We start from the raw sequence: 13,582 nt of genomic DNA, 5'->3' as shown, positions 1-13,582 counted from the left end.
TTTACATTTAAATGTTAAATTGTTCAAAAAATTAAATACTTATGAGAAAGAATCCCTTTTTTTCTATTTTAAAATTAATTTCAGCTGCCATTATTTTATTAATTTCAAATAATCTATTGGCACAACAACAAAAAAGTATTTCAAATTCCGGAAACGATTTCTGGAGAAATGTACAATTTGGAGGAGGAATTGGTCTAAGTCTTGGTAGCGGCTATACTGATATTTCTCTGGCTCCTAGTGCCATTTATAATTTTAACGAATATGTTGCTGTAGGAGTTGGCGCTCAATACACCTATATAAAACAACGAAATTATTATGCTTCACATTTGTACGGAGGAAGTCTAATTGCTTTATTCAACCCTATCCAAGAAATTCAACTTTCGGCAGAATTAGAAGAACTAAGAGTCAATGTAAACCTTGACGGATCAAGCAACAACTCGCAAGATTACTGGAATACTGGCTTGTTTCTTGGCGCCGGTTACAGAACCGGAAATGTGACTATTGGAGCCCGTTATAATGTATTGAATGATACAAATGACATTTACGGCAGCGCATTCATGCCTTTTGTAAGGGTTTATTTCTAGGATTGTGCCTTATCAGTTTTCTGTTATCGGTTATGGTTTATAGAACAAATTACTGCTTATTACAAACCCTAAGTTCAAGCTTTAGCACCTAACTAAAAATTAACAACTGATAACTTCTAACGATATTTATTCCTAAACCAAACTTTTTGCCACTCTCTTTTTAGAATCAAAAAAGAAACTTGCTCCGCCAGAACCACCAAATCTGAGCCGTCTAACTGTTTTATTTGTTCCTCTGAAACATCAATGATATAAAGCAAATTGAGATATTCGGCAAACTTATACTGAATCAGCCTATAAATTTTTTCATGCAATTGAATTTTTAATTCCTCAGGAGAAATGCTGAGAGGAAAATCAACTCCTTCATTAGCCAGATTAAAATCTTTGTTCAATTGCTCTATTAATTTAACGTATAAAGCCTCTTTTTCAGCTTCTGAAAACAGCAAATCAACATTTATTGGAGCTATATACATAAAAATTTAATTTTGATTAACGCCCCGAGCTTATCGAGATTAATTTAAGGTCTCTAAATACTACAATTCATCACTAATACTAAACCTTTCTTCTCATCAAGTCTTCGCCAAAAGCTCTTAATATTGCTTTCTTTTCTTCTTCTATATCCATTTTCTCAAGAGTATCAAAAGCTTTAAAAGTATATTGCTGTATGGCTTGTTGAGTCGCTTTTGAGGCTCCCGAACGATCGAAAATTCCCTTTACAGCATTTATTTTATCCAAATTATCCTCTAGTTGAACAGAAAACAAATCTATTAATTGCTGCCCTTCTTCTTTTGCTGAAAACTCTAATGCTTTTAGATACAAATAGGTTTTTTTATTTACGATAATATCACCGCCCACTTGTTTCCCAAAGGTTTCCGGATCACCAAAGGCATCTAAAAAATCGTCCTGTAATTGAAAAGCCAAGCCCAAATTCAATCCAAATTCATAAATTAAATTTGCATTGGCTTCAGAAGTTTCGGCTACAATCGCGCCCATTTTCATCGCTGCAGCAACCAGAACGGCTGTTTTATATTCAATCATTTTCAGGTATTCCGGAACAGTAACATCTTTTCGGGCTTCAAAATCGACATCCCATTGTTGTCCTTCGCAAACTTCGAGAGCTGTCTTACTAAACAATTTTGCCAAGTCCCTAAAAATACCAGCTTCATATTGTTCAAAATATTGATAAGCCAAAATAAGCATCGCATCGCCAGACAAAATCCCCGTATTGAGATCCCATTTTTCATGAACCGTTTCGTGTCCTCGTCTTAAGGGCGCATCATCCATAATATCATCATGAACTAATGAGAAATTATGAAAAACTTCTACCGCCATAGCAGCCGGAAGTGCTTTTTTATAATCTGCATTAAAAACCTCCGAAGCCATCAAGGTCAATAAAGGCCTCATACGCTTTCCTCCTAAACCTATTATGTATTCAATAGGCTCGTATAAATTTTTAGGTTCTTTATGGATGGATTGATTCGTTAAATAACTTAAGAAAAAATCTCGATACTGACTGATGGCGTGCATAAAATATTTTTCGGCTAATTTACAGCATTCACCTTTGATTACAAACTTGCTTGTTAAATGAAATGTTAAAAAAACGCAAATACTTTGGAAACTATTTTTGTTTCCAAAGTTTCCATACTACATTTGCAAACGAAATTTTAACACTAAAGATTCCCGTTTCGTTTTTAAACTGAAACTCAACAGCTATCTCCTTTTAATTATGACAACAAAATGGACTATTGATTCAAATCAATCAGATGCTCTGATTAAAATTAGGCATTCCATAATAGCTTATTTAGCCGGAACCAAAAACAAGTTTGACGGTTTCTTAGATATTAAAAATAATGAACTGGAAAATGCCAGCATCACATTTGATCTAGACATCAACAACAAAGACACTAAACTAGAACAGGTGGATTCTCATTTAAAATTAAATGACCTTTTTGACACCAAGGCACATCCAATTATCAGTTTTAAATCGACATCGTTCCAAAAAGTAAACAAAAACATCAATTTTATCAAAGGAAATTTGACGGTAAAAAATATTACCAAAGTAGTAGAACTTGATGCAGAATTACTGGGAATTGAAACTTATAACGGGAGCACCAAAGCCACTTTTGAAATCACCGGAAACATCAATCGCAAAGATTTTGGCCTAACTTTAAATCCGCACAACCACTCTGGCGGATTAGCCTTGGGGCAAGATATTAAACTCGTTGCTAATTTAGAATTCAGCGCTTAAATAAAATCCATTTAATACAATGAAAGAGAAAATAGTATCAAAAGCCAGCGAATTGTTTTTAAAACTTGGTTTTAAAAGCATTACTATGGATGATATTGCAGGAGAAATGTGCATCTCAAAAAAAACAATTTACAAATATTTCTGCAATAAAGAGGTTTTAATAGAAGAATGCACAACAATGGTTCATCAGGAATTGCATCGGATAGTAGATACCATTGCAGCCAAAAATCACAATGCCATTCAGGAAAATTTTGAAATTAAAAAAATGTTTAAAGAGATGTTCAAGTCTACAGACTCTTCTCCTTTATACCAATTAAAAAAATATTATCCTAAAATGTACCATACGATAATCGAGCGGGAAATAGATGTATGCCAATCTTGGTTCAGACAAAATATTGAAAAAGGGATTAAGCAACAACTCTACCGTGAAGATTTAGACATTGACACTTATGTGCAATTCTATTACACACTAATTTTCACAGTTAACGAAAATACAATTTCTGAAAAAGAAGCACAAAATAAAGAACTACAAGCTCTTGAATACCATACAAGAGCTATGGCAACACCAAAAGGAATCACTGAACTAGAAAAAAATTTACTAAACCTTACTTATAATGAATAAACTAATTTTAATAACCATCTTCACATTTGCCTTGACAGCAAATGCACAAGGCGTAAAATCGCTAACACTAAAAGAAGCGATTAACTATGCTTTAGAGAATAAAGCCGATGCTCAAAAAGCAAAATTAAAAGTAGAAAATAGCGAATACCAAATACAAGAAGTTCGTTCCAGAGCCTTGCCACAAATTTCAGCAAATGGAGGGTTAACCTATAATCCCATAATACAAACCACAGTTATTGATGGCGCAGGATTTGGACAACCGGGAACAACCATTCAAGCTGCTTTTGGACAAAAATGGAATTCAGTTGCCGGCGTTTCTCTTACTCAAAACCTTTTTGACCAATCTGTTTTTACAGGTTTAAAAGCGGCAAAATCAACAAGAGAATTTTACCAAATCAACGCACAATTGACCGAAGAGCAGGTTATTGAGAGAGTCGCAAACAGCTACTACCAAATCTATGTTCAAAGACAAAACTTGGGCGTTTTAGACAATATGTATCAAAACACAGTCAAAGTAAAGAACATTATTCAAGGGCAATTTGACAATGGACTTGCCAAAAAAATTGATTTAGACCGAATCATCGTTAAAATTTCGAACATAAAAACCCAACGCCAACAAGTTCTCAACGGCGTTCAAATTCAGGAAAATACTTTGAAATTTTACATGGGAATGCCCATAGAAAACGCAATCGAAATTCCAAAAGCCGCCTTTGAAGTAACACCTATGGCATTGACTGAAGTTCCAAACACCGCAAACAGAACCGAATTCTTACTATTGAAAAAACAGGAAGAATTACTAGAATATCAAAAAAAGTCAGTTATAGCAGGATACTACCCTACTTTATCCCTTTCTGCAGGATACAACTATATAGGACAAGGTCCTAAAATGCCCTTAGGAGCAAAACCAGCAGACGGTGTTTACTGGTCCGATTTTTCCTCGATAGGATTGAATTTAAGAGTGCCTATTTTTTCCGGATTTGATACTCGTTCCAAAATCAGAAAAGCCGATGTTGAATTAAGATCGATTAAAGAAGACATCAACGATACAAAATTAGGTCTTGATTTGGCTTTCGCCAATGCAAAAACTCAAATTGACAATAGCTTGATCACTATTGAAAACCAAAAGGAAAATGCAAAACTTGCCCAAGAAGTTTTAGAAAACACCCGAAACAATTACGTTCAAGGATTGGCGACTTTAACTGATTTATTAGATGCTGAAAATTCTTTAACAGAAGCACAAAACAATTACACCTCTGCTATATTAGATTACAAACTGGCAGAAATCCAATTAATCAAATCAAAAGGAGAATTAAAAACACTTATTAAATAACTATCAAAATGAAAAAAACTATTATAACGATTGTAGCCATTGCTGGATCTTTGGCCTTAATTGGATTCATATTAACTAAAAACAAAAAAGAAAACGAAGAGAAAACGGCTATTGTTGCTGAAAAAAATGCAGCAGTATCTGTAAAAACAGCCACTGTAAAAACAGCAGAAGTTTCTCTAGATTTTAACGCCAATGGTAATTTTGAACCTACACAGGAATTGACTTTCTCTGCTGAAAAATCAGGAAAAGTAACCAGCGTTCTGGTAAAAGAAGGGGATTATGTAAATGTTGGACAAACGCTATTAATTGTTAGAAGTGACGTGATCAACGTAAACGCTCAAGCAGCACAAGCAGCATATCAAAATGCCAAAGCGGATTATAGCAGATACGAGAATGCCTTCAAAACAGGAGGTATTACAAAACAACAATTAGATCAGGCAAAATTAGCTTTAACAAATGCTGATGCTAATTTGAAACAAGCCAATATTAATGTTGGAGACACTAAAATAAAAGCCCCTATCAAAGGATTTATCAATAAAAAATATGTTGAACCGGGTTCTATTTTAACCGGAATGCCAGCAACTGCCTTGTTTGATATTGTAAATGTTTCCAAATTAAAATTGAAAGTTACTGTAAACGAAAGCCAAGTAGCCAGCTTAAAACTTGGAAATACAGTCAACATCTCTGCCAGCGTTTATCCTGACAAAAGCTTTTCTGGAAAAATTACATTTATTGCTGCAAAAGCGGATAGCAGCCTGAACTTTCCAGTAGAAATTGAAATCACAAACAATTCATCTAACGACCTAAAAGCAGGAATGTACGGAACGGCCCAATTTGCTTCTCAACAACAAAAACAAATGCTAACGGTAGTGCCTAGAAATGCTTTTGTAGGCAGTGTAAGTAGCAACGAAGTTTTTGTAGTAGAAAACGGTATTGCAAAATTGAAAAAGGTTACTGCAGGAAGAATCCTAGGAGATCAAGTCGAAATTATCAATGGATTAGCTGATGGTGAAATCGTAGTTATTACAGGTCAAATTAACCTACAAGACGGAAACACTGTAGAAATCATTAAATAATTGATTTTAAGAATCAACAAAAGAGAAATATGAAATTAGCCGAAATATCCATAAAACGTCCGTCGCTGGTAATTGTATTGTTTACAATTCTGACTCTTGGTGGATTATTCAGTTACAGCCAGCTAGGTTACGAACTGATTCCAAAATTTGAAACAAACGTGATTACGGTTTCAACTGTTTACCCAGGAGCTTCTCCGAGTGAAATAGAAAACACCGTAACCAAGAAGATTGAAGATGCCATTGCATCCTTAGAAAATATAAAAAAAATAGACTCTAAGTCTTACGAAAGCCTTTCGATAGTATCGATTACATTGACTTCGAATGCCAATGTTGACATCTCTATGAATGATGCCCAACGTAAAATTAATGCCGTTTTAAGTGACTTGCCAGATGATGCCGATCCGCCTTCGCTGACAAAATTTTCCCTGAGTGATTTACCTATTATGACCATTGGTGCCAATGGAAAAATGGACGAGGCCGAATTTTATGACTTAATCGACAAAAAAATCGCCCCTATTTTATCTCGTGTAAATGGAGTTGCTCAAGTGAACATTATTGGAGGCCAGGAACGTGAAATTCAGGTAAACCTTGATGCGGTAAAAATGCAAGGTTATGGACTATCAGTTCCACAGGTACAACAAGTGATTTTATCGTCAAACTTAGATTTCCCAACAGGAAATATTCAAACTCGTGAGCAAAAAATATTAATTCGTTTAGCGGGGAAATATAAAAATGTAAATGAGTTAAGAAATTTAGTAGTTTCCTCTCAAAACGGAATTCAAGTTCGTTTAGCAGATATTGCTGATGTTCAGGATACTCAAAAAATTGCCGAAAAAATTGCTCGTATTAACCAAAAAAGTGCCATTATTCTTCAAATTGTAAAACAATCTGATGCGAATGCGGTTGCCGTTAGTGAGCAATTATTAAATACTATTAAAACACTAGAAAGTGACTACAAACAGGTAGACTTAAAATTAAGCGTTGCAAAAGACAGTACAGTTTTCACCCTAGAAGCAGCTGACTCTGTTGTACATGATTTATTGATTGCCGTTCTTTTAGTTGCCTTTGTAATGCTGTTTTTCTTACACAGTATCCGAAACTCTTTGATTGTAATGGTAGCCATCCCAGCTTCATTAATCGCAACATTTATCGGGATTTACTTGTTGGGCTATACCCTTAACTTAATGAGTTTATTAGGACTATCGCTGGTGGTAGGTATTCTGGTTGATGATGCCATTGTGGTAATTGAGAATATTTACAGGCACATGGAAATGGGTAAGAGCCGAATTCGAGCTTCTTATGATGGAACTGCCGAAATTGGCGCCACCGTAACTTCGATTACCTTAGTAATTGTGGTTGTATTTTTACCAATTGCAATGAGTTCTGGTTTAGTTTCAAACATCATTACCCAATTTTGTGTTACAGTAATTATTTCCACTTTATTCTCTTTATTAGCTTCATTTACTATCATTCCATGGTTGTCTTCCCGTTTTGGAAAATTAGAACATATTGAAGGTAAAAATGCTTTTGGAAGAATTATCCTTGGCTTCGAAAGCTATTTAACACGTTTTACTAACTGGGTTTCTAACTTGCTAAACTGGTGTCTGGATCATTATATAAAAACGATTCTAGTGGTATTGGTTCTTTTCTTTGGATCCATTTTTTCACTACTTGGTGGTGGTTATATTGGTGGGGAGTTTTTCGCTGCATCGGATAGTGGTGAATTCTTAGTTCAAATCGAAATGCCAAAAGACGCTTCCTTAGATCAAACCAACTTTATGACTCAAAAAGCGGAAGCTTTCTTGAAAAATGAAGAATATGTTTTTAGTCAAATTACAACAGTAGGTCAAACCAGTGAAGGTCTTGGAGCATCGCAAGCAACAGCTTACAAAGCAGAGATCAACGTTAAAATGATTGATCAAAAAGATCGTACTGATGATGCTTCTGTATATGCTGCAAAAACAAAACGCAAACTGGAAAAAGTTTTAGTTGGTGCCAAAGTGAAAACCGTTCCTGTAGGTCTTCTAGGAACTGCCGAAGATGCTACTTTAGGATTGATTGTAACGGGGCCAAATGTTGATAGTGCAATGAAATTTGCAAAATTAGCTGAAGCTGAATTACGCAAAATTCCGGGTACAACTGAAATCAAACTAACAGTAGAAGACGGTAATCCGGAGATAAACGTACAAGTTGACCGTGATAAAATGGCTGCTTTAGGATTAAGCTTGCAAACTGTTGGTTTAACCATGCAAACAGCTTATAGCGGTAATACCGATGGGAAATTTAGAGCCGGTGAATATGAATATGACATCAACATTAAATACAATGCTTTTGACAGAAAAAACATTACTGATGTTAGTAATTTAATTTTCATTAATAGTGCCGGTCAGCAAATCAAACTAAATCAGTTTGCTAAAATCACCGAAGGTTCTGGCCCAAGTAAATTAGAACGTAGAGACAAAACTGCCTCGGTAACGGTACAAGGTCAAAACGTGGGAGTTCCAGCTGGAACAATTGTTGGTCAATGGCAGGAAAAACTTGACAAACTAGAGAAACCGGTAGGCGTAAACTACATTTGGGGAGGTGATCAAGAGAACCAAAGTGAAGGTTTTGGTACTTTAGGAATTGCATTGTTAGCCGCCATTATTTTGGTTTACCTTGTAATGGTTGGTCTTTATGACAGTTTTGTTCACCCGTTTGTAGTATTATTTGCTATTCCGCTATCGTTTATTGGAGTATTATTAGCCTTGGCTTTGACCAATAACTCATTGAACATCTTTACGATTTTAGGTATCATCATGTTAATTGGTCTGGTTTGTAAAAATGCGATCATGCTTGTCGATTACACGAACCAGCGAAGAGCCGCAGGCGAATCTATCCGTACTGCCTTAATCCAAGCAAATCATGCCCGTTTGCGTCCTATTTTGATGACAACAATAGCGATGGTATTTGGTATGCTTCCAATTGCATTAGCTTCTGGAGCGGGAGCAGAATGGAAAAACGGTTTGGCTTGGGTAATTATTGGAGGATTGATTAGTTCGTTATTCTTAACCTTGATTGTAGTTCCTGTGATCTATGAAATCATGGAAAAAATAATCCATAAATTCTCAAAAGGAGAAAAAATCGATTATGAAGCGGAGATGGTCGCTGATTATGTGCACCAAGAACTCAGCGAAGACGGTTTTAATCCAAAACACACTCTTTAAAAATTGAATAAATCAGTAATAAAAAACCTGCTCCAATGAGCAGGTTTTTTAGTTATAATGAATTCCTGATAATCAAAGAACACTTGTTTTCTATTTGTTCTTTCTTCCCTTTCAAGACCATTTGGGCCAAAATTTCTCCCATAGCCTCAAAATCTGTAGAAATGGTCGTGATGCCGTTTTCTACCACCTTTTTCAAAGCTGTTTCATTATAAGAAATAATACCATAATCACTCCCCAATTTCAAGTTCTGAAGCTTTGATTTTTCAATGACAGCCACTAAATCCCTGTCATTTGGAATAATGTAAGTTTCACCCACTTCAATCTCACGATTATCAAACTTTGTGATTACCTCGTGCTCAAATAAAAAGTCCTTACAAAAGTTTTCAAAACCCTCTTTCATCCCTAATGGTTCTCTAAAACCGGGAAAAATAATAATTAACTTTTTGAATTTATCCAATTTAGACTTCCCTTTCAACAAGGCATCATAAATGTCTTTTTTATGATTTTGATAGATGGCAGGATAGGATTTTAGGTCGGGATTAGTTTGATCCAATATAAATACTTCCTTCGCCGGCAAGCTTTTTATCGCCATAACTGCACCTGACAAATTTGTAGGCATTATAATATATTTAGTATAATTTCCGTTGCTTTCATTGATCAACTTTCGAAACATTTCATTATTGAAATGATGAAAGAAAATGTCGACCTGAACATCATTACCAATACTTTTTAAAAAAGAATTATAGATGTCTTCCTTGAAAATATTTAATTCATCAAACAATAAAAATATTTTTTGCTTGATGGTCACTTCAGTGCTCTTTATGTAATATCCTTTTCCAAGAATAGCATAAATAATTCCTCTTTTCTTTAATTCTTCGTAGGCTTGCAAGACAGTATCACGTGACAAAGAAAATTCTAAACAGACTTTGTTTATGGAGGGTAGCCGCTCCCCTTTTGCTAATATCCCTTTTTCAATTGCTTTTTCAATTGATAAAACTATTTGCCTATATTTTGGCAAACCCAAATTATTTTGAATTGAAATAATTTTCATGAACCTCTTTTTTTTTGGCCAAGTTACAAAAAACTGGTAGGTACTGGTGTATTTTATTAAAAAAATCCCTTTTTAAATTTCACATTCCATACAAAAACAACAAAAAACAAACACAAATCATATTTTTTTTCACAATAAAAAAGACAAGATGAAGAGTCTGCCTCTTTTGCGAACAATAACCTTATCAAGAAAACACAAAAAAACACCAATGCTTTCACATTGGTGTTTTTGATATAGTACTACTATATAAACTAGTTCAAAAGAGCATCCAATTCTACTTGAATCCTTGGACTAGAAGGTCTTGGCGCATCAGCCTTAACGATTTTTCCGTTTGGATCTATCAAAATAAATCTAGGAATTCCTGTAATATTAAAGTCTTTTACAAACTGAGAATTCCAATCATTATCTGCAAAAACCTGCACGCCTCCTAATTCTTTTTCTTTGATCATTGTTTTCCATTTTTCAATGTCTTTCAATTTATCAATAGACATACTTAAAAAAACAATGTTTTTACCATGATATTTCTCTTCCATTTTCTTTAAAAACGGAATTTCAGTACGACAAGGACCGCACCAAGTAGCCCAAACATCTATGTAAACATATTTCCCTCTAAAATCTTCTAATTTTGTTTTTCCGCCTTTATAGTTATCATACTCAAAAGAAGGAGATTGTGTACCGTTCATCTTATTTGTCTCCAAACCTTTTTGATGGTATTTAGTCAATCCTTCCAAAGATCTTTCTACACTTGTCTTTTGCAATTCCACAAATTTTGGATCTAATTTATTGTTGTTTAATTTCAACAAATCAGCCGTTTTTTTCTCCCCGATAAGTTTAGCAAAACCTTCTTCATTTGAAGCTAAAAGCGAATCATAATCGTATTTTGAATCTTCAATTGCGTTTTGTGCCAAAAAATTATTCTCAACAGCTCCTTTTCCGGAATACACAATTGACTCATCAAATTTTTGAGCATCCATTTTAAGCTTTAAATCATAACCATTTTTAAGAAATAATTGAGTGTATTCCTTACCATCAAACAACATATAGAAACCTTCTTCTACAGAAAAAGAATCTTTAAAAATCCCATCTTTTCCAACTAAAATCTTTTTTACTTCCTTTCCATTATTTCTATCCAGAAAGCTAATAGCATCAGTATTCCTATTGGCAATTTCAGCTTTAAAAGACAAGGTGGCCTTGGTTTGTCCTATCACATTAACAGCACTCACAAGCGCTAAGGCGATAAAAAGTAATTTTTTCATATGGTTATAGTTTAATATTTTCAACCAAATCTAATTGATTAATCTGAAGTGAAATTAAAAATTAACAAAAAATTAATTTATTGAAGTTTGCCTCTTTTCGGGATTAATTTAATTTTTGTCGCTACTTTTGTATCCTAAAATTTTGATAATGTATAGAAGTCATAACTGTGGAGAACTTAACGCTTCACATATTAATACTGAGGTTACTCTAGCCGGTTGGGTTCAGAAATCCAGAGATAAAGGTTTTATGAATTGGGTAGATTTAAGAGATCGTTACGGAATCACTCAACTTATTTTTGACGAAGGCCGTACGGACAAATCCGTTTTTGAATTAGCCAAAACACTTGGACGCGAATTTGTTATCCAAGTAAAAGGAACCGTTATCGAGCGTGAAGCCAAAAACAAAAACATCCCAACAGGTGAAATCGAGATTTTAGTTACTGAACTAAACATATTGAACAGCGCTTTGACACCTCCTTTCACTATAGAAGATGAAACTGACGGTGGCGAAGACATTCGAATGAAATACCGTTACTTGGACATCAGAAGAAATCCGGTAAAAAACAGCTTGCTTTTCCGTCACAAAGTGGCAATGGAAGTTCGAAAATATCTTTCAGACTTGGATTTCTGCGAAGTGGAAACCCCATACTTAATCAAATCGACTCCGGAGGGAGCAAGAGATTTCGTTGTACCAAGCCGTATGAACGAAGGTCAGTTTTATGCTTTACCGCAATCGCCGCAAACTTTCAAACAATTATTGATGGTGGGCGGAATGGATAAATATTTCCAAATCGTAAAATGTTTCCGCGATGAAGATTTACGTGCTGACCGTCAACCTGAGTTTACACAGATCGATTGCGAAATGGCATTTGTAGAACAAGAAGACATTCTAAATGTTTTTGAAGGACTGACAAGACATTTACTAAAAGAAATAAAAGGAGTAGACGTAGATAAATTCCCTAGAATTACCTACGATTACGCCATGAAAACCTATGGAAATGACAAACCGGATATTCGTTTCGGGATGGAATTTGGCGAATTAAACGAATTTGCGCAACATAAAGAATTCCCGGTATTCAATGCCGCCGAACTAGTTGTCGGGATTGCGGTTCCGGGAGTCGGAAATTATACCCGCAAAGAAATTGACGCTTTAATTGACTGGGTTAAGCGTCCTCAAATTGGCGCATCAGGAATGGTTTATGTGAAATGCAATGAAGACGGCACCTACAAATCTTCTGTTGACAAATTTTACGATCAAGATGATTTATCCAATTGGGCAAAAACAACCGCAGCAAAAGCAGGTGACATGATTTTCGTTCTTTCCGGTCCGGCAGATAAAACACGTGCTCAATTAAGTGCTTTGCGTATGGAATTAGCAACTCGTTTAGGTTTGCGCAAACCGGAAGAATTTGCTCCGCTTTGGGTTGTTGACTTCCCTTTATTAGAGTTTGACGAAGAAAGCGGTCGCTACCACGCCATGCACCATCCGTTTACCTCTCCAAAGCCAGAGGACATGCACTTATTGGAAACCAATCCAGGAAAAGTTCGTGCTAATGCCTATGATATGGTTTTGAATGGTAATGAAATTGGAGGAGGTTCAATTCGTATCCACGATAAGGAAACTCAACAATTAATGTTTAAATACTTAGGATTTACCGAAGAAGAAGCCAAAGCACAATTCGGGTTCTTGATGGATGCCTTCCAATTTGGAGCTCCACCACACGGAGGATTGGCATTTGGATTAGACCGTTTAGTAGCAATTTTAGGAGGCCAAGAAACCATTCGTGATTTCATAGCCTTTCCAAAAAACAACTCTGGAAGAGATGTTATGATAGACGCCCCTTCAACAATTGATGCTTCGCAATTAAAAGAGTTACACATAAAACTAGCTAGCATCTAAAGGACGAAATCACTGAATATCAATATTTTTGCAAAAAAATATTAGAATTTTAGCGTTCGTATTATATTAAAGATTACATTTGCCTCATTATAAATTATTATTACTATTACAATGCGTACAGGTACAGTTAAATTTTTCAATGAGTCTAAAGGTTACGGATTCATTACAGACGAAGAAACAGGAAAAGACATTTTTGTTCACGCTTCAGGAATCAACGCGGAAGAATTGCGCGAAGGTGACAGAGTTAGCTATGAAGAAGAAGAAGGAAGAAAAGGAAAAGTTGCTGCGAAAGTAGCAGTTATCTAAGCATAA

At 35.1% G+C, this 13,582-nt stretch carries 12 protein-coding genes; 8 read left to right on the top strand and 4 right to left on the bottom strand.

Translation table 11 applies throughout. From position 1 onward, the window contains the following. Window positions 1–41: 41 nt before the first annotated feature. The gene (locus tag LNP19_RS05080; RefSeq protein WP_230063720.1) at window positions 42–584 is read left to right on the top strand and encodes a hypothetical protein; all 543 of its coding nucleotides are present in this window, start codon (window positions 42–44) and stop codon (window positions 582–584) included. Between the two features lie 116 nt (window positions 585–700). Here the strand turns inward: LNP19_RS05080 and LNP19_RS05075 are convergent, their stop codons facing one another. After that, window positions 701–1,054 carry a hypothetical protein gene (locus tag LNP19_RS05075; RefSeq protein WP_230063719.1) on the bottom strand — a complete coding sequence of 118 codons (354 nt, stop codon included), beginning with the start codon at window positions 1,052–1,054 and terminating at the stop codon, window positions 701–703. Between the two features lie 79 nt (window positions 1,055–1,133). Beyond that, window positions 1,134–2,108, bottom strand: a complete 975-nt coding sequence (locus LNP19_RS05070) for a polyprenyl synthetase family protein (protein WP_230063718.1) — start codon at window positions 2,106–2,108, stop codon at window positions 1,134–1,136. 199 nt (window positions 2,109–2,307) lie between these two features. On the opposite strand from LNP19_RS05070, the gene LNP19_RS05065 reads away from it, so the two are divergent. From LNP19_RS05065 to LNP19_RS05045, 5 genes are read left to right on the top strand one after another with little or no spacing between them, the layout of a single operon-like run. Continuing rightward, a complete protein-coding gene (locus LNP19_RS05065) occupies window positions 2,308–2,829 on the top strand; it encodes a YceI family protein (RefSeq protein WP_230063717.1) in 522 nt (173 codons plus the stop codon). Between the two features lie 19 nt (window positions 2,830–2,848). Beyond that, window positions 2,849–3,451: a TetR/AcrR family transcriptional regulator gene (locus LNP19_RS05060; RefSeq protein WP_230063716.1), complete on the top strand. Its 603-nt coding sequence runs from the start codon at window positions 2,849–2,851 to the stop codon at window positions 3,449–3,451. Then, window positions 3,444–4,781, top strand: a complete 1,338-nt coding sequence (locus tag LNP19_RS05055) for a TolC family protein (protein WP_230063715.1) — start codon at window positions 3,444–3,446, stop codon at window positions 4,779–4,781. Before LNP19_RS05060 ends, LNP19_RS05055 begins: the two co-directional genes overlap by 8 nt. Before the next feature lie 8 nt (window positions 4,782–4,789). Further along, window positions 4,790–5,857 carry an efflux RND transporter periplasmic adaptor subunit gene (locus LNP19_RS05050; protein WP_230063714.1) on the top strand — a complete coding sequence of 356 codons (1,068 nt, stop codon included), beginning with the start codon at window positions 4,790–4,792 and terminating at the stop codon, window positions 5,855–5,857. A gap of 29 nt (window positions 5,858–5,886) precedes the next feature. Further along, on the top strand, window positions 5,887–9,063 hold the full coding sequence (locus LNP19_RS05045) for an efflux RND transporter permease subunit (RefSeq protein ID WP_230063713.1): 3,177 nt from the start codon (window positions 5,887–5,889) through the stop codon (window positions 9,061–9,063). Window positions 9,064–9,115: 52 nt separating this feature from the next. Here LNP19_RS05045 and LNP19_RS05040 read toward each other — a convergent pair whose 3' ends face one another. Both LNP19_RS05040 and LNP19_RS05035 read right to left on the bottom strand, forming a co-directional pair. Beyond that, entirely contained in the window at window positions 9,116–10,114 is a 999-nt protein-coding gene (locus LNP19_RS05040) for a GntR family transcriptional regulator (protein WP_230063712.1), read from the bottom strand. A 251-nt stretch (window positions 10,115–10,365) separates the two neighbouring features. Further along, window positions 10,366–11,370, bottom strand: a complete 1,005-nt coding sequence (locus LNP19_RS05035; RefSeq protein ID WP_230063711.1) for a TlpA family protein disulfide reductase — start codon at window positions 11,368–11,370, stop codon at window positions 10,366–10,368. A gap of 148 nt (window positions 11,371–11,518) precedes the next feature. On the opposite strand from LNP19_RS05035, the gene aspS reads away from it, so the two are divergent. Both aspS and LNP19_RS05025 read left to right on the top strand, forming a co-directional pair. After that, window positions 11,519–13,270 carry an aspartate--tRNA ligase gene (gene aspS / locus LNP19_RS05030; RefSeq protein ID WP_230063710.1) on the top strand — a complete coding sequence of 584 codons (1,752 nt, stop codon included), beginning with the start codon at window positions 11,519–11,521 and terminating at the stop codon, window positions 13,268–13,270. A 111-nt stretch (window positions 13,271–13,381) separates the two neighbouring features. Further along, window positions 13,382–13,576, top strand: a complete 195-nt coding sequence (locus LNP19_RS05025; RefSeq protein ID WP_007137066.1) for a cold-shock protein — start codon at window positions 13,382–13,384, stop codon at window positions 13,574–13,576. The last annotated feature ends 6 nt before the right edge of the window (window positions 13,577–13,582 follow it).

Origin of the sequence: Flavobacterium acetivorans (genome assembly GCF_020911885.1) — a bacterium.
Lineage (GTDB): Bacteria > Bacteroidota > Bacteroidia > Flavobacteriales > Flavobacteriaceae > Flavobacterium > Flavobacterium acetivorans.
The sequence above is the reverse complement of the archived record's forward strand: the minus strand, read 5'-3'. Positions and strand labels throughout refer to the sequence as shown.